Annotated in this window: 21 protein-coding genes; 9 read left to right on the top strand and 12 right to left on the bottom strand. The window is 61.9% G+C overall.

All coding sequences use genetic code 11. The annotated features are described in order from the left end of the window. Window positions 1–154: 154 nt before the first annotated feature. The gene (locus tag ACRQDJ_RS06070) at window positions 155–748 is read left to right on the top strand and encodes a GDSL-type esterase/lipase family protein (protein ID WP_087069889.1); all 594 of its coding nucleotides are present in this window, start codon (window positions 155–157) and stop codon (window positions 746–748) included. A 96-nt stretch (window positions 749–844) separates the two neighbouring features. On the opposite strand, the gene ACRQDJ_RS06065 is transcribed toward ACRQDJ_RS06070, so the two are convergent. Next, window positions 845–1,630 (bottom strand): L-threonylcarbamoyladenylate synthase, encoded by a 786-nt coding sequence (locus tag ACRQDJ_RS06065; RefSeq protein ID WP_284890295.1) that lies wholly within the window; start codon window positions 1,628–1,630, stop codon window positions 845–847. 319 nt (window positions 1,631–1,949) lie between these two features. Between ACRQDJ_RS06065 and ACRQDJ_RS06060 the strand changes: the two genes are divergently transcribed. Further along, entirely contained in the window at window positions 1,950–8,180 is a 6,231-nt protein-coding gene (locus ACRQDJ_RS06060) for a DUF4011 domain-containing protein (RefSeq protein WP_320753676.1), read from the top strand. A 52-nt stretch (window positions 8,181–8,232) separates the two neighbouring features. Here the strand turns inward: ACRQDJ_RS06060 and ACRQDJ_RS06055 are convergent, their stop codons facing one another. The 10 genes from ACRQDJ_RS06055 to ACRQDJ_RS06010 form a co-directional block, all read right to left on the bottom strand. Further along, window positions 8,233–8,469: a type II toxin-antitoxin system Phd/YefM family antitoxin gene (locus tag ACRQDJ_RS06055; RefSeq protein ID WP_284896310.1), complete on the bottom strand. Its 237-nt coding sequence runs from the start codon at window positions 8,467–8,469 to the stop codon at window positions 8,233–8,235. A gap of 82 nt (window positions 8,470–8,551) precedes the next feature. Beyond that, window positions 8,552–9,406 (bottom strand): ABC transporter permease, encoded by an 855-nt coding sequence (locus tag ACRQDJ_RS06050; protein WP_284896308.1) that lies wholly within the window; start codon window positions 9,404–9,406, stop codon window positions 8,552–8,554. Next, window positions 9,403–10,254 carry an ABC transporter ATP-binding protein gene (locus ACRQDJ_RS06045; RefSeq protein WP_284896306.1) on the bottom strand — a complete coding sequence of 284 codons (852 nt, stop codon included), beginning with the start codon at window positions 10,252–10,254 and terminating at the stop codon, window positions 9,403–9,405. The genes ACRQDJ_RS06050 and ACRQDJ_RS06045 overlap by 4 nt, the downstream gene beginning before the upstream one ends. Then, complete coding sequence (locus tag ACRQDJ_RS06040; RefSeq protein ID WP_284896304.1) at window positions 10,247–10,627, bottom strand: hypothetical protein; 381 nt, start codon at window positions 10,625–10,627, stop codon at window positions 10,247–10,249. Before ACRQDJ_RS06040 ends, ACRQDJ_RS06045 begins: the two co-directional genes overlap by 8 nt. A 2-nt stretch (window positions 10,628–10,629) precedes the next feature. Beyond that, entirely contained in the window at window positions 10,630–11,379 is a 750-nt protein-coding gene (locus tag ACRQDJ_RS06035; RefSeq protein WP_284896303.1) for a DUF5808 domain-containing protein, read from the bottom strand. Next, the gene (locus ACRQDJ_RS06030) at window positions 11,366–11,716 is read right to left on the bottom strand and encodes a PadR family transcriptional regulator (protein WP_284896301.1); all 351 of its coding nucleotides are present in this window, start codon (window positions 11,714–11,716) and stop codon (window positions 11,366–11,368) included. Before ACRQDJ_RS06030 ends, ACRQDJ_RS06035 begins: the two co-directional genes overlap by 14 nt. 235 nt (window positions 11,717–11,951) lie before the next feature. Continuing rightward, window positions 11,952–12,524 carry an MIT C-terminal domain-containing protein gene (locus ACRQDJ_RS06025; RefSeq protein WP_284896299.1) on the bottom strand — a complete coding sequence of 191 codons (573 nt, stop codon included), beginning with the start codon at window positions 12,522–12,524 and terminating at the stop codon, window positions 11,952–11,954. Window positions 12,525–12,810: 286 nt separating this feature from the next. Then, window positions 12,811–12,885: a 50S ribosomal protein bL37 gene (locus ACRQDJ_RS06020; RefSeq protein ID WP_096334972.1), complete on the bottom strand. Its 75-nt coding sequence runs from the start codon at window positions 12,883–12,885 to the stop codon at window positions 12,811–12,813. A gap of 113 nt (window positions 12,886–12,998) precedes the next feature. Next, the gene (gene rsrA, locus ACRQDJ_RS06015) at window positions 12,999–13,328 is read right to left on the bottom strand and encodes a mycothiol system anti-sigma-R factor (RefSeq protein ID WP_026429087.1); all 330 of its coding nucleotides are present in this window, start codon (window positions 13,326–13,328) and stop codon (window positions 12,999–13,001) included. Beyond that, the gene (locus tag ACRQDJ_RS06010) at window positions 13,325–13,936 is read right to left on the bottom strand and encodes a sigma-70 family RNA polymerase sigma factor (protein WP_087069898.1); all 612 of its coding nucleotides are present in this window, start codon (window positions 13,934–13,936) and stop codon (window positions 13,325–13,327) included. Before ACRQDJ_RS06010 ends, rsrA begins: the two co-directional genes overlap by 4 nt. Window positions 13,937–14,025: 89 nt before the next feature. On the opposite strand from ACRQDJ_RS06010, the gene ACRQDJ_RS06005 reads away from it, so the two are divergent. The 7 genes from ACRQDJ_RS06005 to ACRQDJ_RS05975 all read left to right on the top strand — a co-directional run bounded on the left by ACRQDJ_RS06005 (window position 14,026) and on the right by ACRQDJ_RS05975 (window position 23,143). Then, on the top strand, window positions 14,026–14,529 hold the full coding sequence (locus ACRQDJ_RS06005) for a DoxX family protein (protein ID WP_284896297.1): 504 nt from the start codon (window positions 14,026–14,028) through the stop codon (window positions 14,527–14,529). Beyond that, window positions 14,530–15,927, top strand: a complete 1,398-nt coding sequence (gene aroA, locus ACRQDJ_RS06000) for a 3-phosphoshikimate 1-carboxyvinyltransferase (protein WP_284896295.1) — start codon at window positions 14,530–14,532, stop codon at window positions 15,925–15,927. After that, window positions 15,924–17,042 (top strand): ribosome small subunit-dependent GTPase A, encoded by a 1,119-nt coding sequence (rsgA, locus tag ACRQDJ_RS05995; RefSeq protein ID WP_284896293.1) that lies wholly within the window; start codon window positions 15,924–15,926, stop codon window positions 17,040–17,042. The genes aroA and rsgA overlap by 4 nt, the downstream gene beginning before the upstream one ends. After that, window positions 17,043–17,915 carry an inositol monophosphatase family protein gene (locus tag ACRQDJ_RS05990; RefSeq protein ID WP_284896291.1) on the top strand — a complete coding sequence of 291 codons (873 nt, stop codon included), beginning with the start codon at window positions 17,043–17,045 and terminating at the stop codon, window positions 17,913–17,915. Window positions 17,916–17,999: 84 nt separating this feature from the next. After that, window positions 18,000–18,614, top strand: coding sequence for a phosphoribosyltransferase (locus ACRQDJ_RS05985; protein ID WP_284896290.1), 615 nt, complete (start codon window positions 18,000–18,002; stop codon window positions 18,612–18,614). 119 nt (window positions 18,615–18,733) lie between these two features. After that, the gene (locus ACRQDJ_RS05980) at window positions 18,734–20,062 is read left to right on the top strand and encodes an exonuclease SbcCD subunit D (protein WP_284896288.1); all 1,329 of its coding nucleotides are present in this window, start codon (window positions 18,734–18,736) and stop codon (window positions 20,060–20,062) included. Between the two features lie 6 nt (window positions 20,063–20,068). Beyond that, window positions 20,069–23,143, top strand: coding sequence for an AAA family ATPase (locus tag ACRQDJ_RS05975; RefSeq protein WP_284896287.1), 3,075 nt, complete (start codon window positions 20,069–20,071; stop codon window positions 23,141–23,143). 131 nt (window positions 23,144–23,274) lie between these two features. On the opposite strand, the gene ACRQDJ_RS05970 is transcribed toward ACRQDJ_RS05975, so the two are convergent. Next, window positions 23,275–26,769, bottom strand: a 3,495-nt coding sequence (locus ACRQDJ_RS05970; RefSeq protein ID WP_435717884.1) for an Ig-like domain-containing protein, incomplete at its 5' end; no start/stop codon positions are given.

Genomic DNA, 26,769 nt, shown 5'->3' with positions numbered 1-26,769 from the left:
AGTCTAGCGATTCGCGCGGGTGACGCGCGCGGTCGCCGGAGTACGCGAGCCGCACGCACCACACGCGCCGCCGCACGCACACGCAACCGGTCTGCGCGCGCCACTCGATGCGGGCGAGCACGCTAGGATTTACCTAGTAGCAAGGGAGGCAGCCGTGGATTCTTTACGTGTCATCTTTATAGGCGATGAGCTGGTGGCCGGGTACGGCGATGCGCGGGCGCTCGGGTGGACGGGCCGCGTGATGGCCCGTACCCTCACCGATCCTCCGCTCCTCCCCCTCACTTTGGCTGTTCCCGGGGAAACAATTTCGGAGATGGCGGAGCGCTGGGAGCGGGAAGTTGCCTTGCGCACCGGCCCGGATATTGAGTCCCGCCTGGTTATCGGCCTGGGTAGTCACGATCTGGAGCGCGGCGGCACCATGGCGCGGGCGCGCCTGCACCTGGCGAATCTGCTGGATTCCGCGGACCGGATGCGCATGCGCCCCTTCGTGGTGGGCCCGCCCCCGCGCCCGGATCTGCCCCGCGATGTGCAGCTCAATTTATCCAATGCCTACCGGGATGTGACCGAGCGGCGGCGTTTCCCCTTCGTGGATACTTTCAGCCCGCTGGTGGACCACGAGCAGTGGAATACCGATATGGACCTGAGCGGGGGTTATGCGCCGCGCCAGGCCGGTTACGGGCTTATGGCCTGGCTGGTGCTCCACCACGGGTGGAACCAGTGGCTCGGGATTCGCGCGGCGGCCAACTAGCAACCAACCACATAGCCCCAGCACTACAACGCGGCGGCCGACCACCAGATCGACCGCCGCGCAGCTCACTACTCGCAAGCAAAGCTTTTTAGCGACTCAGTAGTACGCCCCCTGCCGGAAATCCCAGCTGAGGAAGGATTCGGAAAGCAGCTGGAGAATCCGATCCAGGTACACGCCCTTGCGGATGAGCACCGGCGCGGGGGTGACCATGCGCTGCCCGTTCTGTTCGGGCACCAGTTTCCCGGATTCGTCCACGAAGGACACCATCACGCCCTGCTCCCAGCGCGTGGCTTCGGACGCATCGGGCTGGATGGACGTCACGTAATCATCGGCTTCGATCACCAGGTCCGCTTCGGTGGCAATATCGGTGCCGATTCCTTCCACCTTGCCGCGGTTCCCGCGCCCGGAGGGGTTCGCCGAGGAAGCGAAGACCAGCTTCCTATCCTTCTCCCACAGTTCCGCGGCGATCTGCTCGGCGGCCTTGCCGTAGCGGATCACGAAGCAGGAGGTTCCGCGCCCGTCGCGCACCAGGTTGCGCGCTTCGCCTTCTTCCGGAATGTATTGTTCGGCAGCCTCGGCACGCCAGGGCAGGATGCAGCCCATGAGGATATCTTCGTCCCAGTTCTTCTGGTAAAAATCGCGAATTTCCGGGGTGAGTTGCGCCAGGGTTTCCAGTTCTTCCATGGAGCCGCACAGCACCACGGCGGGCTTATTGCGTTTGCGGTTCTTCACGGCAAATTTGCGTTCCAGCCCGGCCGAATCGGTGGTGGCGATAATATAGCCGACCTTGGTGGGCACCACGCACATGGCGCCGCCCGCGCGAAGCAGCTGGGTGGCTTCCGTATTCAGTTCGCCATTCCAGTGCACATATCCTTCAGCCACGCGGGCCTCCTTCTCTTCTACCGTGGGTGGTTACGTTCCCTCGCGAAACGTACGCGCGGTGGTCGTTTCTAGTACGACGCCGCCCGGCGCGTGCCGCGCCGGGGAACCGCGCACTCTGGAGACTAATGCAAATTCCAGATTCTGAGACGAATTGTTCACATATTGGACACGCGCGCATCGTTCCGCGGACTAAAATACCCGCCTGTCCGGGGGAGATACGGAGTAACATATCGGGTGGATTGTCGAAAATATCGCCGATTGCCAATGAGGACACGGCAAGGCACACACCTACGGAAGGGCACCAGCGGGAATGAGCGGAGTGGGATCTGAGGGAATCGACGTTCTTGTTGTGGAATCCGGAATCCTCCGCGTTGAGATCTCCTATGCAGGGAAAACCGGCTGGGCACTTGCCCATAACCAGGTTCCCGTTATCAAAAATATTCTCGCTACCAATACGTCGGATAGTGAAGCGAGCGAACAGGCACATCTGGAACTGAGCGCTCGCATTGGCGCGGATGCACTTTTCGACCTCACGGTTCCCCTTCCTGAACTCCGGCCCGGAAAGGCCGCCCCGGTAGCCCCGCGTTTCCTCGCGCACACCCGCCTCGACCCGAGCAATCCCCTCTTACAGGCCACCGAATCTCAACCCGGAACCCTGGAAGCACATCTGCGCACCGAGGGGAGTTCCGCTTCCGGGTATGCCCGAGCCGATATACGTATCCTCGCTCCGAATGAGTGGTTCCACGCTCCGGCATATTTTGAGTCCCTGGCGGCTTTTGCGCAGCCCAACGCCCCGCAAATTCCCGCGCTGGTGCGCAAGGTGTCCGATTTACTCAAGGAAGCCACCGGCGATGCCTCGGTGCAGGGCTACCAGGCCGGTATCGAACGGGTGCTTCAAATCATGTCGGCTGCCTACGCGGTTTTAGCCGCCGAAGATATCCGTTACGTCACCCCACCCGCGTCCTTCGAAAATACCGGCCAGCGCATCCGCACCACGGAGGAAGTTCTCACCGCAAAAGCCGGCACCTGCATCGACCTGGTCCTGACCTATGCAGCCTTGGCACAGTCCTGCGGGCTGCTCCCCGTGATTATTTTGGTTCCGGGGCATGCCCTCGTCGGCATTGCGAGCACGGAGGATGGCCTGCGCGAACCGGTTATTACCGAACCGGCCTCCATCAATAATTATTTACGTTCCGGTGCGGTTCTTGCCTTGGATGCTGCTTTTTACGACGCCGCGCTCAGCTTCCCAGATAACCTCAATCGCACCAAGGCGAAGCTGACAGACGGTACTGTTCTTGCCCTCATCGGACTGGCGGAATCGCATAGAGATGGACTGCGCCCGCTTCCCACTCAAGCCCCTCCGGCTGCCGCCCTACCGGATGCCGCGGCCTCAGCTACATCCGAGGCCGCCGGGTCCGCGCCTCACGCTAACTCCCCCGCGGCGGCTATTCGAGCGGCCGGGAAACTGGCGCGGCAGTTGGCCGGAGAGGATTCCGCGGACTATCTCACTTTGGATACCAGCGATGCGGCCCCTGCCCGGGTGCAGCGCTGGAAGCGTGAGCTCCTCGACCTCACCTTGCGCAACCGCCTCCTCAATATCAAACCGGCCAAGGAAGTCCTGGAATTCGAAGTTCGAGCCGGAATGCTGGCGGATATTGATGATCGCATTTCCCGCGGGGATCGCATTACGATGCGCGCTCAGGATGACCTTTCCGATAATCGTTTCCTGCGCGGAACCACGGACGTGAGTGATTTATCCGATGCTGAGGTGAGCGATGAACTGAGCGAGCGCGGCATCCTGTTCGGGCACGTAACGGAGTACCGCTACGCCGAATTCTTTAAGAACTTGGCTCGCACCACGAAAACGCTGGCGGAGGAAACCGGATCAGCCAATCTTTATCTCATGCTCGGAACGATGCGCTACACCAGCAAAAACGGCAAAGATGCCAGCGCACCGCTTTTCCTCCTCCCGGTACGGCTAGGTGGTGGTTCGGGCCGTTCCCGTTTCACAATCCAAGCCGATAACAGCGCTGAGGCCACCCCCAACCACTCTCTGGTGGAATGGCTCCACCAGGAACACGGCGTGCATATCACCGCGCTTTCCGAACCGAAGCTTGATGCTTCCGGTCTCGATATTGACTACGCGCTTCGTGAGATTTCCGCCGCGCTGGTGCGCGAGAATCTTCCCTTTACGGTGACCCGGGATGTCTACCTGGGTATCGCCAAGTTCTCCACGTTCGGAATGTGGCGTGATCTGCGCGATCACTGGGATATTTTCATGGAATCTCCAGTATTCGAACACCTGACGCTACGCCCCGGGGAAAGCTTTGTGGAGCCGAGTAACCTCCCGCCGATTGAGCAGATTACCCCGAATGAGGCAGAGCTCAATCTCCCTATTCCCGCCGATGGGGCGCAGATGCGAGTGGTATCCGCGGCCGGTCAGGGGTATAGCTTCGTGGTGGAGGGGCCTCCGGGAACCGGGAAATCCCAAACCATCACGAATATCCTCGCCCACCTCCTGGAACAGGGGAAACGAGTACTCTTCGTAGCTGAGAAGCAGGCCGCGCTCGACGTCGTCAAAACACGCATGGAACGCATTGGCCTGGCACCTTTTATTCTCGATTTACACGGCGGGGAGCAACGCCCCCAGGCGATTCGGGATCAATTGCGCGGCGCGATTGACGCGAGTGTTCATTACGATATGCACCGCTGGGATAATGCGCGGGCACTGCTGCGTTCCCGCCTCGAACCCCTCGCGGCCTACCCGGCGCTCGTGCACGGAATGAATGCGGCCGGCCATTCGCTCTGGTCGGCCGTCACCGCGTCCCTCGATCTTGGCGAGGGAGCGGTCGCGGTAGTTCCGCAACGATTCGTCACCGATCCGAATGCGCGCGCAACAATCGCCGCTATTGATGAAGCACTGCCCAATATTGCGGTGCGAGCACGCAGTACCGATCTGGCCGCTATGTCCGCCTGGCAGCTGGTGGGCCCGTATCACGCCCCACTCCCCGAACTCATCCATGCTTTCGACGGGCTCGCAGCTATGGCCGCGCAATGCGAGAAATATCCGGAGCTAGCCGATACCCTGGAAAGCGTTCCACTTTCGGATGTACGCAAAGCACTCGATGGAACCTCACCGCTACTAGATCCGGAGGAAGCCCGGCAGCTGGCATCCTCCACCTGGAAAATCGCGACGGTTGCCGATAAGCTTGCCCGGCTGGCTCCCGAACTGGAGTTTTTCACCGATCTTTTCTCTCCCACGTTCTTCGCATACGGCGATACCGCCGCGCTCAGCCGCGCGCTCGATGAGCTCGCGGAGGGCGGCTTCTTCGGGAAGAAGAAGCGCTTAGCGGCCTACCGTTCGGCCCTTATTCCGGCGCTGCCCGCCGGGCGGGAACCGGATATTGAGGGCGAGCACTCCCCTGATACAGTCCGGGCCGCCCTCGGCCGGCTGAGCTATATGCGCCGCGCCCTAGCTGATCTGGAAACCGAATTAGAAAACATCCCGGGAGCACGCCAGCGCGTGAGTGTGGCCCTCAGCGACCCGAGCGCTCCGGCAGCGCTCGCGGAGGCCGCGGATTCTCTCCAGCGTTCTTTGGAGCTTTCTACCCGCTTCCCCGCCCTGGTGGAGCTCACCCGCCGCGCCGGCAGCCTGGATGATGCTCGCGCTGCGCTCGACATCATCAGCTCCACCTGGGATGCCTGGGTGAGCGCCGCCGATCTACAACTCCCTTCGGAAAACCGGTGGATGAGCGTTTTCCGTGAATGGTATCCGCGCTGGTCAGCAGCCGGGCGTGATTCCCTGGCTGCCGCGGTCGAATGGCACCGCGCCACCGCGATTTTGCGTAAGAACGGCCTGGAAGAATTCCAGCGCCAAATCGAAATGGGTGAGGTGCCCGACCGTGATATTTCGTTGGCCTTCCGCCGCGGGGTGGCCTCCACCAGCGCGGAAGAACGCATGCGGGCTTTCAGCGGTCATATTTCCCTCTCGGAACAAAATAGTTCGGATCTCACCCGCCTCCAGGAAGCTTTCGCCACGATCCAGGGCGAGGCCACCCAGGCGCTACCGGCCACCCTCATGGCGCGGCGTTCCTTCCGCCCCGGGGAGCTCCACGGAAAAGTGGGAACCCTGCGGCGCAACCTGGATCGCAAACGCGGGGCACGCAGTTTCCGCTCCTTGCTGGAAGAATTCACCGAGGAGATCCTGGAAGCCACACCCTGTTTCTTCGCTAGCCCGGCATCGCTTGCCACATTCGTAGATCCCACTGCCGTAGTTTTCGACGTCGTCATTTTTGACGAGGCGAGCCAGATTACCGTTGATCAGGCGATGGGTGCCATCGGCCGCGCCAAAGCGGTGATCATTTCCGGGGATAGCCGGCAGATGCCGCCTACGCGGTTCGGGAAAACTGGCCCGTTCAGCGGTGATGATGAGGATCTTGACGATCCGGATCGCCCGCTCGTGGAGACGGTGGTCAGCGATCTGGAGTCGATTCTTTCCGAGGCGGTCGAATCGGGCCTGCCGCGCCTGTGGCTCTCCTGGCACTACCGTTCCCGGGATGAATCCCTCATTGCCTTCTCCAACGAAGCCTATTACGAAGGTAAACTCTCCAGTTTCCCCTCGCCGGGTAACGCGGCGCTTTTCGGCGGTGCGGGCGTGAGTATGCGGCGCGTTTCCGGAACGTTCGACCGCAGCCGCGGGGCCACCTTCCGCACGAATCGGGTGGAAGCCGAAGAAATCGTGCGCGATATTCACCGGCGCCTTAATTCGCCGGCATTAGCGCACCAATCAATCGGTGTTGTCACCTTCAATATCCAGCAGCGCAACCTCATCCTTGACCTGCTGGAAGACTCGCGCGATCCCCTCATCCGCGCCGCGATGGAACAGGAAAAGGATCCGCTTTTCGTCAAGAATCTCGAAAACGTCCAGGGTGACGAACGCGATGTCATTATTTTCTCCACCGCATTTTCACCGCGCGAACCCGGTGGCCCCCTTCCCCTCAATTTCGGGCCGCTCAGCCGCGAGGGCGGTGAACGCCGCTTCAACGTCGCTATTACCCGCGCCCGCAGCGAGGTGCTGGTGGTCACCTCCTTCGATCCGGAGGACATCGACCTCAATCGCACCCGCTCGCGCGGAATGCAGGACTTACGTGAATATATGTTGCGGGCCCGCGCGCGTACTCAGAACGACGGCGCAGCTCCCGCACCGGCCGATTCGGCTGCGGAAGCCAGTTCTGCACTTCCCCGCGCCCTGAGCATTAATGACAACCCGGTGCGTGACCGACTCATGCGTGAGCTGCGCGAGCGTGGCTGGGAAGTGCAGGGCGATTACGGCCTCTCTAGTTACACCCTCGATATCGTGGTGCGCGAGCCGGGTAGCAAGGTGTGGCTTCTGGCTGTCATGTTCGACGACGAAAAATGGAGTTCGCTCCCCACCGTGACTGATCGTGATATCACTCCGCAGCTGCTGACCTCCATGATGGGGTGGCTCGCGGTGGAACGCGTGTGGCTTCCGGAGCTGCGGCGCGATCCGGCTGGGGTCATTGACCGCATTGATGCTTCGGCACGGGCAGCCAAGGAACGGTACGCGGCAGAGGAACGGAAGGCAGAAAAACGCCAGGAGCGGGCCGCGAAAAAACTGGCCGGCCGCAAAGCCAAACTCGCTCGCCGCGAACCAGAAAGCACCCATCAGGACCCGGATGCCGAATCAGCTCTCACCTGGCGTGAAGTCCCCTCGGCGCATCGCAACACGCACACGAAAGCAAAACGTGCGGCTGAGCCAGCGCAACACGGCACCCCGGAGAATCCGCAACCAACCCCGCAATCTGCTCCGCAACCGAAGCGAAGTACAATTCGGGTCGCGCTCAAGCCAGCCACCCCGGAAAATCCCACTGATACTTCTGAGGAACGCTGGCGTTTTGGGGAAGCCTGGGAAAAACACGGCACGAAACCCGGAGAATCCGTCCGTCACATAAGCGAGAGCGTTGATGACTGGGGTACCGATATTCCGCCATGCCCAGCACCGTTAACTCTCCCGGACACGTCGCCCTTGGGGAGCCGCGAGGAGCTGGAGTTCCCCATGTCTACCGCGCGAACAGCCGAAGTTCGCGAAGCCGTGCGGGAGATGATCGAAGAGAGTGCACCGCTTCCTTTGCAGTCCTTGCGGGTAGCGATTGTTAAGAGGTTTGGACGGCAACGGACCTCCGAAAAGGTCAACAAAATCCTCGATACGTTCATCCCTCAGGAGCAGATTTTCGTTGATGATTCCGATGGCCAAGAATTTGTATGGCCTGAGGATGTTTACCCGGAGAATTGGCATTATTACCGGCCCTATCCCGGCCGAGGCATCAACGAGATTCCGTTGCGCGAAATCTATAATATGGCGCGCGTATTGGTTGACAAGTATCCGGAAGAATACCAGTGGGGCGAATACCCTGATGAGGATTTCGTGCGCCGTATTCTCAAAGAATTCAGCCTCTTGCGGCTCAGCCCGGATTCCCAAGCTCGGGTGAGCGAAGCGGTGCTTTTGTACGGTAACGAGCACCGGGACTAGCCGGCAGCAAAGCGGCTCCCGCACCGAACGAAATGCGGGAGCCGCTTATTTTCTACCACTCAAGCGGATCGCTTGTGCCGCCCTCGTGGCGGGCCGCCTTGACAGATTCGGCGAAGCCGGGAGTGCTCACTAAGCGCAGAGTTTCGTGGAGAGCCAGCCAGTCATCCTCGCTCACCAGCACGGCATTGGCCCCTTGACCCGCGATAGTGACCGGCGCGCTGCGTTCATTCACGGCCTCGATGAGCTCCGGCAAATGTTCCTGCGCTGCGGTGGCGGAGATAACGTCCATACCGCGAGTCTACGCAAAGGAATAAGCCGGGGCGAGGGCAGTGGCCGATTCGCACCACCGAGCTCACCCCGGCCGCGCCAACTTACCCGAGCGGGCGGCGCTGGTAGAGGCGCAGTGCGAGCCAGAGGAGCGCGCAGGCAGCGAGCGCCGTCGTCGTTACTATCCACCACAGGCCCGGAACTGCGGCACCACTCGCCACGGCGCCCACCGCATCATTCAAACCGAGCGGAGTGTAGCGCGCGCCCGCCTCCCACATGCCGCCGAAAGCCAGCACGAGGTAAGCGACGAAACCGATACCGGCGCTGGCCAGCATATTTCCCGTTGCCACCGCGGCCAGAACCACCACGGAAAGCAGGAAAATAATCGCGAGCAGCCAGAGTGCCGCGGCTCCCAGGAGCGCGAGCACGGCGCCGTCGTCGAAAAGAATGCGGGTGAGGAGGCCGGCCACCGCGCTGCCGCCGAAAGCCACCGCTGCCACCAGGAGCACCGTGCTCAGCATTTTCCCGGCGAAAACGGCCGCGCGGCTCACCGAGCGCGTCACGATCAACACCACCGGGCCGCCGAGTATCCCCGTGACGATCTGGTAGGCGCCGAGCATCACGAAAAGCACCCCGAAAATCTGGTGGAGGTTTTTCACCCATTGCGCGTGCGCCTGGATCCAGGTGGGCTCGGGCATGGCCGCGCCGAGCGCCGCGGCGGTATCCGGCCCGGCCAACGCGGCAATAATATCGGGGGCGTAGAGCGCCGTGAGCGGGGAGACCACCGCGAGCAGCAGTGCCAGGCCGAGCACCACCCAGGTGCTGGGCACGCGCAGCAGGCGGCGCAGGTCGTAGCGCAGCATCGCGCGGTTGCCGGTGCGGATGTGCGTAGCGTGAGTGCGCGCGGCGGGGCGATCCGCAACGCGAGTATCAGTTGCGCGAGTATCAGCAGAAATCATTGGCTTACCTTTCCGCGCGAGAGGTATTCGTATACATGCTGGAGCGAGGGCGGGGCGACATCGAGCTGCGCGTCCACGCCCGCGGCCCCGCATGCCGCCGCGATGGCGGTGCGCGCCGCTTCGGTATCTGCGCGCGCCACGCTGACCTGCACCGTTGCCCGTTCGGGCCGGTAGAGCGCGAGCACCTCATCGAGGGGGCCTTCGGCGAGGAGCGTGCCCTCGTGCAGCATCCCCACGTGATCGCATACCTGCTGCACATCCGCGAGCAGATGCGAGGTGAGAAGCACCGTGGTACGCCCGGCCAACTCGCGAATAATATTCAGCACATCCGCGCGGCCGAGCGGGTCGAGCGCGCTCGTCGGTTCATCCAGCACCAGGAGTCGCGGGGCACCCACCAGCGCCAGAGCAATTCCCAGGCGCTGCGTCATGCCGCGGGAAAACCCGCCAATATTCCCCGGGGCGCGGGTCAGGCCCACCAGCTCGAGCAGATTTGCGGCCCGGCGGCGAGCCACCGCGCGCTGCACCCCGGATACCTCACCGAAAAATTCGAGGGCCTGCGGCGCGCTCATCCACCCCGGCAGGCTGGGCACATCCGGCAGGTAGGCAACACCGGGCACCGGGGCAGCCGGCAGCGTGCCCCGCTCATACCCGAGCACCCGCGCCGTGCCGGAACTGGCGGCGATAAGCCCCAGCAGAATTTTAATTGTGGTAGTTTTCCCGGCGCCGTTCCCGCCGATCAGCCCGTACACCGAGCCCTCGGGCACGTGCAGATTGACATCTGTAAGGGCGGCGAGCCCCGCGAAATTCTTACTGAGATTTTCGGTGCGAACCGCGTACGTCTTATCCATAGAGCTCACGCACCGTTTCGCTCGCGTTGGCGGCTTGGGTTGTGGGCGCTTGCGCCGCGGCGGCGCGGGTTCCAGGCTCTTGCGTGCCGGCACCGGTTACCCCGGTAGCGCCGCCGGCCCGCCGTTCTTCCCAGGCCCGCCGCTGCGCCAATGCCTTACGCGCCCGCGCGTACATAAAGAGGAACAGCAAAGTCCCCACCAGCGAGCCGAGCAGAACAATCACCACCCACCCCAGACGCGGCACCCCGGCGAGCTGCCGCTCCGGCCACCGCGACAGCAGCACCAGGCTCGTGATGAGCAGGGCGAGTTGAATCAGTGCCACGATTCCCAGGGCGATCTGCGCCGCCGCGGGCAAAGCAAGAAAATCTTCCATGGTTACTCATTTTCTTTCGTATCGGGTGAGGTTGTGGTGCCATGTGCGGCACCGGCGGCGCCTGCGGATGCGGCCGGATTCTCCGAGTGCTTGCGTTTGAGCAAACGGTCCAGATTCTGTAGCGCTCCGCGCGTAGTAGCGACGACGACGCCAGCTGCCACCGCGGGAAGTGCGACCGCGGTACATCCGGCCAGCAGGGCTGCCGAGGCCGGGCGGTGGCTGGCGTAGCGATCCTGTGCCGCAAGCGAGAGGAGGGCCGTGACCTGTAATCCGGCGGCGAGCGCGGTAGCCGGAACATCCACGCGTTCGCGATTACCCGAGGCCGCGAGCGCCGTGCCGGCAGCTCCGAGGAGCGCGGCGGGCGCCACGGCCTGCGCTGCCGGAACTATGCTGCGCGGACGCAGGTTGGCACGGAAACCGGAGGGAAGGAGCCGGTGGCGGCGGGCCACCAGGGCGGCCACTCCCACGGCGAGGGCTCCGCCAAGTGCGGGCGCGATGCTGAGAGCGTGGCGGGTGCGGGGAGGAATATAGTCTTCCAAGTCCGGGAGGGAATCATCCGGGCGGATCATTCCCAGCCGCACCGCGAGCGCGCCCATATTAATATCCCAGCCGATCCCAAAGCTGCGCGGCACAAAAACCCGGGGATTTTCCGGTTCGAACCAGCGCGCGCGAGCTTCGCGGGAGCGCAGGGCTTCCAGGGAAGCGGGGATTCCGAAGATTGTGGGGGTTGTGGGCGAGCTAGGCTCCGGCATTGTTATCACCTCGGTCGGTTGTGAGGGCGGTGAGATGGGATGTGACGACGGCGGCAAGATTGCGCCATTCGCCAGCGAGTAGTTCCCCGTAGCTGCGGCCAGCCGCGGTAATCGTGTAGATCTTGCGCGGGGGCCCGGCCGGGGATTCCTCCCAATGAATGGCCAGGTGGCCGGCCTTTTTGAGACGGTTGAGAAGCGGGTAGAGGGTACCGGCCGATACCGCCATACCTGCATTTTCCAGGCGCTGGAGCAACGCCCCGCCGTAGGCCGGCGCCCTGGAAAGCGAGGCGAGCACGATGAGTTCAAGCACGCCTTTACGAAGCTGGGAATCAGCCACCACTCCCCCCTTTAGTCACCGCGGTGCAGGTGCCGTGCGGGCACGTTTGCACCGCTTGTATGCATCACATAGTAGTAGGGATGGCACAGTAGCGCAGCGAGTTTTCAGGATGTGAGAAATCCAGTTGTTTCTTTGCTATTATTTAGCCAATAGTTCAGCCCGCCCGAGGCCCCTCGGTGTGGGCTGATCCTCTATCCGCGGAGGATTTGGGGTCTAGCCCCCATTGCCGATTCCCTTACTTTTTATCCAGGGAATACGCAATGCTAAAACCCCGAACCTTTCGGAATTCTTGACGCGAGGTAGGGAAGGCGTAGTGGCCACCCTCGAAGTTGTGGTAGATATCGAGGCCGCGGCCCAAGAAGATGAGCCATCCCGTATCGGCACGCAACCAGCGGTCGTGTGCACGCGAATCGAAAATCACGTCGAGGTCAATGCCCTGCTCAGAGGCATTTTTCGTGATCTTATCGAGCATCCGAACCTGAATTTCGTGATGCTCATTCTTCTTCGCCCTGAGTGTGTACAACCGAAAACGGCATCGCTTTTCAGGATTTTTCACCAGAGCCACAACCGCCATAAACTCAACGAGGTTACGCCCCTGATACGAATAGCTGATGAACGGGTCGTGCAATTCAACATCCGTACATCCCCGCAGATAAGAGGCAAATAGCAAATCGAAGGTAACGCCAGTTTGCCCCTCGTCGAAGATGCGGTAGCCCGGAAACGCGACACTGTGCCGGCCAGAACCATATCGATGCAAAGATCCCTGCACGCCGTGGTCGCCACTAGTTTCCAATACACGTTTCCCCATAAGGAAAATATAGATGACCGGCCAGGAGTTCTCGGCAGAGGTGGCTGATCCCACCCCGCAGCCCACAGCTTCCACAAGCAGATCGCCGCGCGAATCGCACCTTCTCCGCCCGCATACTCTCTGCATAGTGACATTTTTGTCACTATGGATTGTCGCTTAGCTCAGGCGCGGAAGCGGCGGCATACCCTGCCAAATCCCATCCCGCCAGCTGGCGGCGTCGTCGTAAAAAATAAAGGGCCCGGAAAACCGGACCCTCTACACATCTCGCAACAGCGAGCGCACCACTTTAGGAATTGGGGCGCTTGCCGTGGTTCGCCTTCTTCTTGCGGCGATCCTTGCGCTTACGACCACGCTGGCTCATGTTCTCTCCTCACGTCACGTTTTCTCAGCTCGTAAACGAGCAACCACATTAGCTTACCAAGGGCGACCGGTCAGGTAAATAAAACCGGCACAATGTGGCGAAACTACCCGAACTTACCCGAAATCGCGAGTGGTACGCCGGTACACCGAAATCTGCTGGGCGATTCGCACCCGCAGCGTCGCCGGCGCGACCTCCCGGCACGAGGCTCGCAAAATATCACGCACGTGGGTTTCCGCTTCCGCCCGTTCCGTACACCGCGAGCACCCCGAAATATGGGCCTGCAAGCGCTCGCTTTGCACCGCGGAAAGCTGGTGATCCAGATACTCGAAAAGATAATCAGTAATATCCCGGCAGGAACACTCCCCCGCGGCGCTATCCAATTCAATCCCGCGGTTCCGGAACGAGTCTTCTACCCCGCGCTGCAACCTATCCTCACCGCTCACTTCTTCTCCTTCTTCCCATAGCCGAGTTCACGTGCGTAATCCGCGAGCAATTCCCGCAGCTGCTTACGCCCGCGATGCAGACGGGACATCACCGTTCCGATCGGCGTTTCCATGATGTCCGCGATCTCCTGGTAGGAGAAGCCTTCAATATCCGCCAGGTAGACAGCCATGCGGCGGTCTTCCGGCAGCGCGCTCAAAGCATCGCGAATTTCCGATTGCGGCAGATTCTCCAGGGCCTCCGCTTCCGCGGACATCATCCCCGAAGAAGCATGCGAAGCCGCCCGATACTCCTGCCAATCCTCCACCTCCGAGGAGTCAGCCTGCTTGGGCTGGCGCTGCGCCTTGCGGTAATTAGAAATAAAGGTGTTATTGAGGATGCGGTAGAGCCACGCCTTCAAATTCGTGCCCGGCCGGTACTGGTGGAAGGCCGAAAAGGCTTTGGCGTAGGCCTCCTGAACCAAATCTTCGGCGTCGGTGGGATTGCGCGTGAGGCGCATCGCGGCCCCGTATAGCTGGTCGAGATACGGAAGAGCATCCCGTTCGAACCGCGCGGCGCGTTCGGCTGCGGTTTCATCGGGGGCGCTTCTCATCAGGTCTGTGCTCATCATGGTCTAGCCTAGTCCGTCTGCAGGACTGACATGGGTATAACGCCCGGAAAACGCGGGTATATTCCCCGATTTAGTGTAAGAATATAGGTATGGGTATGATTCGATTCCTCGCGCGGCCCCTGCTTGCCGCGCCCTTTATTGCACAGGGGTTGTCCGCGGTACGCCACCCCGAGGACCACCAGGAACGGGCTGAGAACATCGCCGGCCTGGCCGGAATGGCCGGGGTTGATCTCGAATCCGTTGATACCACCACTCTCACCCGCGCGTTGGGCGCCGTCCAGCTCATCGGCGGGGCGTTCCTTTCCATCGGCAAATTCCAGCGCTTGTCCGGCGCGGCTCTCGCCCTCACCCAAATCCCGGTGGCCCTGGCCAATCACCCGGTGTGGGCGGCGGAGAAGAGCGAACGGCGCGAGGTGCTGGGCGGGCTGCTCGGTGCGCTCGGACTGGCCGGCGGCGCCGCGCTGGCGTGGACGGATCGCAAAGGCAAGCCCTCCCTGGGGTACCGTGTCTCCGAATGGCGCGATCAGCGCAATGAGCTCGCGGATGTGCGCGCTCACGCACGCGAACAAATCAGAGAGGCGAAGCGTTCCTAAATGACTGACCTGTGGCCAGCACCGTTCCACCCCTCCCCCGTGCGCGGCAGCGTGGCCGTTCCCGGGTCCAAATCACTCATGGCACGCTTCCTCATCACCGCCGCGCTGGGAGGGCCCGGCACCACGGGCCGAATCCTCGCGCCGTTGCGCGCCCGCGATACCGAGCTCATGGCCCGCGCCCTCGCGAGCATGGGTGTGGGGGTCGCCTGGCAGCGCGGCGCCACCGAAGCTGAGGACGTCCTCGATATTTCCCCCGCCCCGCTCCACGGCGCCACCATTGACGCGGGGCTCGCGGGAACGGTGATGCGTTTCGTGCCGCCCGTGGCCGCGTTCGCGCGTGGTGAGGTTGTTATTGATGGCGACGACGCCGCCCGCGTGCGCCCCATGGACCCGGTGGTGCGGGCTCTTCGTGATCTGGGAGTGGAGGTTGATGCCGCCAGCGATAGCGCCGGGCGGGCGGTCCTCCCGGTGCGGGTGCACGGCCAGGGGAACTTGGCCGGAGGAACGGTGGAGATTGATTCTTCCGCCTCCTCGCAATTTATTTCCGCGCTGCTGCTGGCCGGCCCGCGCTGCGAGGGCGGGCTGGTGCTGCGTTCGGTGGGGCCGAAGGTTCCTTCCGCCTTCCACCTGGCCATGACGGTGGACGTGCTGCGCCGCGCCGGTATTCAGGTCGAAGAATTCGCGGCCGGCGGGGCTCCCGCGGATCGCGAACACCCGGCGGTGGAATGGCATGTACATCCGGGCACCCCGCAGCTGGGAACAGTGGTGCTGGAACCGGATCTTTCCAATGCTTCGCCTTTCCTGGCCGCCGCTATGGTCACGGGCGGAACGGTGGAAATTCCGCGCTGGCCGGCACGCACCACCCAGCCCGGCGCGCAGATCGTCGATATTTTCACGGCGATGGGGGCGCGCGCCCAACTGCGCGGCGACGGCGTGCTCGAGCTGACCGGGCCGCGGGATATTGCCCCCCTTGATGCCGATCTCAGCGATGTTGGGGAGCTCACGCCCACGATTGCCGCGGTGGCGGCTTTCGCCACCGGCCCGAGCGCGCTGCGTAATATCGGGCAGTTGCGCGGGCATGAAACCAACCGCCTGGCCGCGATCACCGCAGAGCTGAGCGGCGTGGGGATTCCCGCCCGAGAAGAAGGCGATGACATTATTATCACGCCGCCGGCGGTTTCGGGTGCTGCGGCGGGCGAGGTGGCGGCTCCGGGTACGCCGGGCGCAGCGCCCGCGCCACACAACCCGATTATCCGCAGCTACGAAGACCACCGCATGGCAACCTTCGGGGCAATCCTCGGCCTGCGCATCCCCGGGCTGCGGGTGGAAAATATTGCCACCACCGGGAAAACCATGCCGCGTTTCGCCCAGATGTGGACAGACCTGGTGGGCCGATGAGGGATATCGGCACCGACGATCCCCGCGTGCGAGTGCGGCCCGGAAAGGGCTCGCGGCCGCGCACGAAGATTCGGCCCGATTACTCCGACCGGCCCCTCGGCCAGGTCATCACCATCGACCGCGGGCGCTACACCGTGCTCATGAACGAAGGCACCCGCGTCATTGCGGTCAAAGCGCGGGAATTGGGCCGGGGCGCCGTCGTTGTTGGAGATAAAGTACGCCTGACCGGTGACCTTTCCGGGCGTAAGGACACCCTGGCCCGCATCGTTTTTATCGAGGACCGCAGCTCACAACTCACCCGTTCCACGGACGAAGGCAACGAACGCGAACGCACCATCGTGGCGAACGCGGACCAGATGGCGATTGTGGCGGCGCTCGCGCAACCCGAACCGCGGCGCGGCATGATTGACCGCTGCCTGGTGGCCGCGCGCGACGCCGGTATGGATCCGCTGCTCATCCTCACCAAAGCGGATCTGGCGCGCCCGGACGCCTTGCGTGCGTATTACGAACCGCTCGGGGTTCCGATTCTCGCAACGGCTTTGGGGTACGACGGCGCAGCTCCCGCAGCCAGGGATGCAGCCACGCAAGGGGGTTCTGACACGGTGCCCGCGCCGGGGGAATCTGCCACGCAACCGGACTTGGACGCACTCCCCGCACCTCAGGAAGCGGCCATGCACTCGGGCTTGGACGCAGTGCGCGCGGCGCTGCGCGGGCGCACCACGGTGCTCGTGGGGCATTCCGGGGTGGGCAAATCCACCCTGCTCAATGCGCTGGTGCCGGCCGCGGCGCGCGAAACCGGGCACGTCAACGAGGTGACCGGAAAGGGCCGGCACACCTCCACCTCCGCTATCGCATTTCCGCTGCCCGGCGGCGGGCAACTCATTGATACGCCGGGGGTGCGCAGTTTCGGGCTGGCTCATCTGGACGCCGCCGATATTCTCCGCGGCTTCCCCGACCTGGAAGAAACCGCGCTGGAATGCCCGCGCGGGTGCAGCCACGAGGCAACCGAACCCGAATGTGCCCTCGATAGCCTCACCGATCCACGCCTGCGCGAGCGGGTGAGTTCATTGCGCCGCGTGCTCGCCTCGCGCGGCTTCGAAGAATGGGAGAAATAAATGGATGCTCACACCGGGTCTGACGCGACTACCACGCCCGCCGCGCTCGACGGTCGCGAAACGCTCAATGCCAGCTCCACTATCGCTTTTCTGCACACCGTTGCGGATGCCGTGGACGCCCTCACCCTGGAGCGTTATGAGCGCCGCCGCCTCACCGTGGATACGAAGCCCGATAATTCGCCGGTATCCGATGCGGATCGGGCGGCCGAGCGGCTCATCCGCGAGTACCTGGAACGGGATTTCCCCGGGGATGCCGTGTACGGGGAAGAGGAGGGCGGCAGCCTGGAACACGCCCCGCGCCGCTGGATTATCGACCCGATTGACGGCACCCGCAACTACGTGCGCCACAACCCGGTGTGGGCCACCCTCATCGGCGTGGAAGAAAACGGCCAGATGGTGGCCGGTATGGCGTCCGCGCCCGCGCTCGGGCGGCGCTGGTGGGCGAGCCGCGGCGGCGGGGCGTGGCTGAGTGAAAACGGGGGCGAGCCCCAGCGCCTGCGCGTCTCCGATATTGACCGGATGGACCGGGCCGCTTTCGGTTTTTCTTCCCTCTCAAGCTGGGACGAAACCGGGCGCATGGCCACCCTCATCGCCTTCGCCCGCGCCACCTGGGGCACCCGCGCCTACGGGGCTTTCTGGCCCTATATGCTGCTGGCCGAGGGGGCTTTCGATATCGCCGCGCAGCCGGGGCTTGACGTTTACGATATGGCGGCGCTGGTGCCGATCGTGGAAGAGGCCGGGGGAACCTTCACCTCGCTGGAGGGCAAGCCGGGGCCGTGGTGGGGAAGCGCACTGGTGACCAACGGAAAGTTGCACGCGGCCGCCCAAGCAATTATTAATGAGACACATGTCCAGCCGGGTAGTTGCGAATAGCCGACCGGATAGCGAGGACGAGACTTACCCGCACAGCCGGGAAAATATCCAACCGGGTAGCCGGAACTAATCGAAGGAGGAGCCGTGGGAAGCAGTGATAAGGCCGAGCCGTTGATCGAGAACGAGGGTCTTCCCGGCAGTGCGCCTACCGGCGCCCCCGGTAGTGCGCACGCGAATGTACCCGTGAACGCACCCACGCATGCGCCCGCCAACACGCCCGCGCGCGAGGTCCTCACCTGGGACCGTTTCGGCGAGGTCACCCGCGAACTCGCTCGCGACATCTGGGATTCCGGCTACCGCCCGGAAATTATCGTGAGCGTGGCCCGCGGCGGCCTGCTTCCCGCCGGCGCGATTGCCTACGCTTTAGACCTCAAAAGCATGCTCGTCCTCAACGTAGAGTTTTACACCGGTATCGGGGTCACGCTCAAGGATCCGCGCCTGGTAGAACCGTCCGGTGACGTGCGTGGAATGGCCGGCAAAAAGGTTTTAATTGTCGACGACGTCGCTGACTCAGGGCGGACTTTACGCTTCGTGAAGGAACTCTGCGAAGAGTACGCCACCGAGATTCGCGTGGCGGTTCTCTACGAAAAGTCACGCTCGGTGCTCAAACCCGATTACGCCTATTTGCATACCGACGCATGGATTGCCTTCCCGTGGTCGGATAAGGACCCGGTCAACGGAGGCCAGGCAGAAGCCTAAAGCAGGGTGCGTTGCGCTGGACGTTCGCGGGGCAGTGCGTTCCGCGGGCCGGTGCGTTCCGCGGGCAGGAACTCCATCGGGCCAAAATTTTTGTCGTAGCCCCACAGTAGGCTGAAGCCATGAAGATCTTGCACACCTCCGATTGGCACCTCGGGCGCACCCTGCACCGGGCGGACCTCACTCCCGCCTTTGAGTTGTGGGTGGATCATGTGGTGGATACCGTGCGGGAACGCGGTGTAGATGCCCTCCTTATTAGCGGGGATGTCTATGACCGCAGCGTCCCGCCCGCTCCCATGGTTGAGCTTTTTTCGCGCACCCTGCGCCGGCTCGCGCAGCTCACCACGGTCATTTTGATTTCCGGGAATCATGATTCTCCCCAGCGCCTGGGATTCGGGGCGGAGCTTTTCCAGGAACACATCGTCATTCGCACCGATCCGCTGCGCTGCGCCCAGCCGGTAGAAGTGCGTGATCGGGCCGGTAATCTTGGCGCGCTGGTCTACCCCATCCCCTATTTGGATCCCGATGTGGAACGGCGCCGCCTGGCTGGCGGTGATTCTCGCGCTGATCACGCTGGCGAGGATCATTCGGAAGGTGCGGATAATGCGGATCGTGTCGATCATGTTAATCGCGCTGATCACATTGATCGCATTGATGGCGCAGAGCTGCTGGAGCGTTCACACGCCGCGGTCATGCACGCAGCTCTTGAGCGTATTGCCGCAGATATTCAGCACGGCCCGCACGCTGGCAAGCCGTTGGCACGCATCGCTATGGCACATGCTTTCGTTGCCGGCGGGGCGGCCAGTGAATCCGAACGCGATATTTCGGTGGGCGGGGTGGAAGTTGTTCCCGCCGCACTTTTCGCCCTGGGAGGCGCAGGGGAAAACGCCACGGCGGGCCTGAGCTACGTGGCACTGGGCCACCTGCATTCCCCGCAGCGGGTGGGCGGTGCGCCAGAGCCGGGCACGTGTGAAACTAGCGGGATGCCGCCTATGCGCTACTCGGGTTCGCCCATCGCTTTTTCTTTCTCGGAAACCCGGCCTAAATCTTCTGTTCTTCTCACCTTTGAAGGCGGCGCCCTGGTGGAAGAAGAACTCATTCCGGCTCCGGTATGGCGCCCCATCGTCACCATCGAAGCGCCGCTAGCTGAGGTGCTCAGCCCCGCACACCGTGATGATCGGGATAAATTCGCGCGTATTCTGGTAACCGATCCGGCTCGCCCGGCGGATCTCACCACCCGGGTACGGGCCGCTTTCCCGCACGCTTTGGAAATCCGCCACGTGGTGGATCCAGCCACCACCCGCCACAGCACAGCGGATACCCGCCGCCTTGATGCCCTGAGCGTGCTACGCCAATTCATGACGGAAAGCGGGCATCGGGATCTCACAGAAGAAGAAAACCAGGTCATGGTGGCGGCATGGGAAGCCGTCCGCACCGGGGAGAAGGAGTAGGGCCTCATGCAGCTGCGCCGCTTAGAACTTCAAGGTATCGGCTCCTTCGCGGGGCGGGAAGTCATTGATTTTGACGCCCTGGGAGCTTCCGGGCTTTTCCTGGTGGAAGGGCCCACCGGAGCTGGTAAATCAACCATTATTGACGCCGTCGTTTTCGGGCTTTTCGGTACGGTCGCCGGCGGGAAAGAAAGCTCAACCGAGCGCCTGCGCTCCACGTATGTTGATCCCTCCACCATCAGCTACGCGGACGTTATTTTCACTATCGAAGCGGGTACATTCCGGGTGCGGCGCACCCCGAGCTTCACCAAACCTGGCAATTCCTCCCCCACCGCCGCCACCGCGAAATTATGGAAGCTTTCCGAAACGGCGGTGGACCTCGGGGATATAGATGGCGGTACCCCGATTGCCACCAAAGCCCGCGATGTCGGAGTGTATATCAGCAACCTCCTCGGCCTCAATGCGGAACAGTTCTTGCAAACTATCGTGCTTCCGCAAGGAAAGTTCGCTGAGTTTCTGCGGTTGGAAAGCCAAGAGCGCACCAAGCTTCTCACCCAAATTTTCGATACCCGGGTTTTTGGTTCCGTCACCCAATGGCTCACGGATCACGCCCGGGCAGCACGCGGAGCTATCTCAAATGCCCAGGAAACTTTCGTGCGGGCCGTATCGAACACCGCAACCGCCTTGGAGCTACCCCCTGAGGAAAGTGAGTCCCTCACCGCCGCCGCTCAAGGCGTGGATCTACCAGCTGAAGGCGAAGCTGTGGTCGCTAACCTAGAGCAGGCGCTCGCCGCCACCGCTGGGCGTGCTAGCGATGCACTCGCCCAGGCTGAAAAAACCGAGGCCGCATTAGAGCTGGCTCGGGAAGCTGAAAACGCTCAGCGTGCCCTGGCTGCCCGCATTGAACGCCGCCGGCTTCTGCGCGCCCGGGCCGGCCAGCTCCAGGAACGCGAAGCCGCTATCACAGTGGATCGCGCCCGCCTCGCGGCCCACCGCGCCGCAGCCCCACTCCTGCCACATGTACATGCCCTTGACCGGGCTCGCCAAGAAAGCCGCGACTGTGCCGCCGCCTGCACAGAAGCCCAAGCCCACCTCGTGGCTGTTTTCGCAGAATTCGGCACGGGCACCGGAGGCACACACGGCCCCATTACTGATCTCAGCCCTGCCGGGGTGGAATCCGGGCGCCGTCTGGTCACCGAGCTGAGCGAAGCTAGCGGGCGCTTGACCGAATTGGAGCGCTCAGAACAGGAGGTGGAGCGCAAACAACAGGAAGCTGCCCGCACCACCGAACAGCTCGCCGAGCGCCAGAGCGCGGTGGAAGAGCTGCATGAGGAAGCCACTACCGCGGCCACCGAACGCGAGGAAGTGGAGGGCACGCTCGAAACTGCCCGCGCCACCGCCAGCGGTGAGGCTGCTGCCGGGCAGCGGGTGCGCAGCGCCACGGAGCTCCTTGAGGTATTGGATCGGGTAACCGCCAGTGAAAACGCGGAAGCAGAAGCCCGTGCCAAGCTTGCAGATGCTCTCACCCAGGTCCAGGAAAAGGAAAGCTCCGCCAGGGAAATCACCGATGCGTGGGTGCAGTCCACCGCGGGTGAATTAGCGGGGCAGCTGCATGAGAATGAGCCCTGCCCGGTGTGCGGATCATGTACCCACCCGGAGCCCGCCCCGCCGGAAGCTGTGCGTGCCACTGCGACGCAGGTGAAGGCCGCCCAGGCGGCTGCCAGCACCGCCCGGGAACACTACAGCACCTGCCTAGTTCATGTGGAGAAAATAAAAGCCCAGCTTGCTGAGCAACGGGCCGTGGCCGGGGATGCCACCACGGAAGTGGCCAGCGCGGAATTAGCTGCCGCCCGCGCTGATTTGAGTGCGGCACAGCAGGCAGCTTTGCGCGTTACGGACTTAGAGAATCGGCTCGCGCAACTTGCCGAGGACGCCCGCACGCGGGAAACCGCCCTGGAACAATTGCGCACCGAAGTGGCGCAATTAGAGGCTGAAAACACCTCTCTCGCACGTGAGATCAGTACCCAGCTCACCCGCCTCAGTGCGGAGTACGCCGGCTTTTCTTCTATCGCAGCGCGCCGCACGGCTCTAGATGAACTACGCGAAGCCCAGGATGCCTGGAACACCGCCGCGAGTGGGGTGCTCGCTGCGCGCGAAGATGAACAGGCTCGCGGTGAAGAGCTTGCGGCAGCGCTGGCCGGCACTGAGTTCGCGGATGCCCAGGCGGTGAATGCTGCCGTGCTCAGCAAAGTGGAAGAGGCACAGCTCCAGGATTCCATCACCGCTTTTGATGAGGATTGCCGTGATGTGAAACGCGAGCTTGCCGAACCGGAACTCGCGGAGCTTCCCGAGGATGCTCAGGCGGATGTTGCGGGAGCAGCGGAAGCCAGCGCACTAGCACGCAGCGTCGCTCAAGAAGCGCGGGCACGGGCTACCAGGGCGGAGAACCAGGCCAGCTCCGGCCAGGAACGTTTGCGCACCGCACAGCGGGATCTTCAGGCATGGCGGGAGGTGCGTGAGCATTCCGGAGCGGTTGTGCGTTTAGCTTCCCTGGCTACCGCGGGCCCCGAATCGGTAACGAAGGTTCCCTTGGAAACCTTCGTGCTGCAACACCGTTTCGAGCAGGTTGTTGATGTTGCTAATGAGCAGCTCGCGGATATTTCCCTCGGGCGTTTTGAACTCATCCGGACAGACGAAAAGGAGAAGGGCAGTCACCAGTCGAAAACTGGCCTCGGCCTGGCTGTTATTGACCACGCCGGTCCCGAACCGGTCCAACGTTCCGTTCGCACGCTCTCGGGAGGCGAAACATTCTATGTATCTATCTCGCTAGCGCTCGCTTTAGCGGAAGTAGTGCGCGCGGAAAATGGAGGGATTCACCTCGATACCCTCCTCATTGACGAAGGCTTCGGCTCGCTTTCAGATGGAGCACTCGATCAGGTTATGGGAGTGCTGCATGGTCTCGGGAAAAACGGGCGCACCGTAGGGGTTGTCTCCCACGTCTCGGAAATGAAACAGATGATCAGCGAACGCATCTCCGTTATACCGCGGGACGACGGCACCTCGCATATCCGCGTGACTGCCTAAGTTTTCTGGGTAAATCGGCCGTTTAGAGCCGTCGATTGAGTGGATTTTTACATAGATGAGGGGCTGGCAGACTGTCCTTGTGAAGGTTTGTCTGCCAGCCCCTCTCTTGCGTTACGCGATCAGTTCAGCACTTATGCCTTGCGGCGCCGCGTCATGGCTAGCCCGCCAGCAAGCAGGAGCAGTGCTGCTGTTCCAGCAAGCCCCGCGCTTGTTGCACCAGTGACCTGAAGAGTCTTCTTGACCTTCTTAGTCTTCGGTGCAGGCTTACCCGGATCGTTCGGGTTCAACGGATCGGTACCATTCTTGATCTCGTCACCACCATTGATACCGTCACCATCCGTGTCGGCCTTATTCGGGTTAGTCGGCTTACCACCATTCTTCACGCCCGTCACCTCGTCACCATCAGTGAGACCATCACCATCGGTATCCGGGTTGAGCGGATCAGTATTACCAGGCTTACCGTCCTTATTGAACTTGTCATCCTGGAACGGGTTCTTGGTGCCATTGACCTCATCACCGTCGTTGATGCCGTCACCGTCGGTATCAGGGTTCTTCGGATCGGTCCCGATCACCTTTTCTTCACCATCGGTCAGGCCATCACCATCGGTGTCACCTTTATTCGGGTCGGTACCGTTATTGATTTCGTCGCCATCATTGACGCCGTCACCATCCGTATCGGCCTTATTCGGGTTAGTCGGCTTACCACCATTCTTCGCGCCGGTCACCTCGTCACCATCGGTGAGACCATCACCATCAGTATCAGGGTTGAGCGGGTCAGTGTTACCAGGCTTACCGTCCTTATTGAACTTATCGTCCTGGAACGGATTCTTGGTGCCGTTGACTTCGTCGCCGTCGTTGATGCCATCACCGTCAGTGTCCGGGTTCTTCGGATCAGTACCGATCACCTTTTCTTCACCATCGGTCAGGCCATCACCATCAGTGTCTCCCTTATTCGGGTCGGTACCGTTCTTGATTTCGTCGCCATCATTGACGCCGTCACCATCGGTATCGGCCTTGTTCGGGTTAGTCGGCTTACCACCATTGTTCTTACCCGTCACCTCGTCACCGTCATTCACGCCGTCACCGTCAGTGTCAGGGTTGAGCGGATCGGTGTTACCGGGCTTGCCGTCCTTATTGAACTTATCGTCCTGGAACGGGTTCTTGGTGCCATTGACTTCGTCACCGTCCGTGAGCCCGTCACCGTCGGTGTCCGGGTTCTTCGGATCAGTACCGATCTTCTTTTCCTCACCGTCAGTGAGTCCGTCACCGTCGGTATCCGGGTTCTTCGGGTCGGTCTTGGTGGCCTTGGAGTCATCGACCTTCGGGGTGCCATCCTCGTTACGAGCAGGCTTACCGTTCTCGTCGATATCCGTGCCGGCTTCCTCACCATCGGTCAGGCCATCCCCATCGGTGTCCGGGTTCTTCGGGTCGGTGCCCAGGTCCTTTTCACGGCCATCGGAAATACCATCTCCGTCAGTGTCCGGGTTCTTCGGGTCGGTCCCGTCCTTCTTTTCGTCCCCGTCGTTCACGCCGTCACCGTCGGTGTCAGCATTGTTCGGGTCCGTGCCGTCCTTGATTTCGTCAGCGTCGGTCACGCCATCGCCATCGGTATCGGCCTTGTTCGGGTTGGTCGGCTTGCCATTGTTGTTCTTGCCGGTCACTTCGTCACCGTCATTCACGCCGTCACCGTCAGTGTCAGGGTTGAGCGGGTCAGTGTTACCAGGCTTACCATCCGGATTGGACTTATCGTCCTTGAACGGGTTCTTGGTGCCATTAACCTCGTCGCCGTCATTGATCCCGTCACCGTCGGTATCGGGGTTCTTCGGATCAGTCCCGATCTTCTTCTCGTCCCCGTCGTTGATGCCATCGCCGTCGGTGTCCGGGTTATTCGGATCAGTTCCGTCCTTCTTCTCATCCCCATCCGTCACGCCGTCACCATCAGAGTCGGCCTTGTTCGGATTAGTCGGATTGCCATTGTTGTGCTTACCAGTAACTTCGTCACCGTCATTCACACCATCGCCATCCGAGTCAGGGTTGAGCGGGTCAGTATTACCAGGCTTCCCATTCGGATCAGACTTGTCATCCTGGAACGGATTCTTAGTGCCATTGACCTCATCACCGTCATTGATCCCATCACCATCAGTATCCGGGTTGTTGGGATCAGTGCCGATCTTTTCCTCTTCGGAATCGGTCAGGCCATCGCCGTCAGTATCAGGATCATTGACCGTCACGGTTACGGTATCGAGTTCCTTGCCATCGCGATCCTTGACCGTGACGACAACTTCGTCCTTGTCCTTAGCATCCGGATTCGGGGTAACCGTGATTGAACCATCGGGATTGAGGGTCGCGGTCCCCGGACCGTTCACTTCCACCGTTGTACCGTCGGGTACCGGCCCGCCGGTATTAGGAAGGTCAACTGGAACACCCGGCTTACTGTTTCCGTCGTTCCACACAGGCTTGTCCGGCTCGGTAACCGTCACCTTGGAGGTATCAAGTGTCTTATCGCCGTCCTTAATGGTTACTGTGATTTCAGTGCCAGGGGTCGCGTCACCAGGAACCTTGACGACGACGTTGCCATCCCCGCCAATAGTGCAGGTGGCACCACCGGTTGCTTCGCAGGTGGCCGAGGACGGGATTGGACCATTAGCCGGATCCTTCTCCAGCGTCACATCAGTGCCGGGCTTACCATCACCATCACCCCACGCCGGGCAACCGTTATTGGAAGCCGGCCCAGCGATGGTCGGGCACTGATCCTTGCCGTTGGGGACATCGTCGCCGTCGGTGTCGGGATCAGCAATGGTCACGGTAGCGGAGTCAAGATCCTTACCGTTCGGGTCCTTGACCTTGACGACGATCTGGTCCTTATCCTTGGCGTTCGCGTTCGGAGTAACGGTGATCGAGCCGTCTTCGTTCAGGGTTGCGGTACCCGGACCGGTCACCTCAACCGTGGAGCCTGCCGGGACGGGGCCACCCTCATTAGGCAGCTCGGCCGGTTCGAACGGCTTGGTAGTTGTGTCGTTCCAGATCGGGTTGTTCGCGGGAACAACAGTCACCTTGGAGGTGTCCAGGGGCGTGTCGCCATCCTTAATGGTCACCGGAATTTCAGTACCAGGGACAGAATCTTCCGGAACCTTGACGACGACGTTGCCATCCGGGCCAATGGTGCAGCTAGCACCATTACCGGCTTCGCAGGTCGCGGTGTTCGGGATATCGCCGTTAGCCGGATCCTTCTCCAGCGTCACATCCGCGCCAGGCTTACCATCACCATCACCCCACGCAGGGCAACCATTATTAGAAGCCGGCCCAGCAACATCCGGGCACTTATCCAAAGAATCTGGAACAGTATCGCCATCGGTATCCGGATCCTTGACGGTCACCTTGGAGGTATCAAGAACCTTGTCACCATCCTTGATGGTAACGGTGATCTCGTCCTTATCCTTGGCATTACCAGGGACCGTGACGACGACGTTGCCATCCTCGCCGATAGTGCAGGTAGCACCACCAGTCGCCTCACATGATGCAGTATCCGGAACCTTGCCATTAGCAGGGTCCTTCTCCAGCGTCACATCCGCGCCAGGCTTACCATCACCATCACCCCACGCAGGGCAACCATTATTAGAAGCCGG

It is taken from the genome of Actinotignum urematis (genome assembly GCF_051264595.1).
GTDB lineage: Bacteria > Actinomycetota > Actinomycetes > Actinomycetales > Actinomycetaceae > Actinotignum > Actinotignum timonense_A.
Note: the sequence above shows the minus strand (reverse complement) of the source record. Positions and strands in the feature narration are given on the sequence as shown.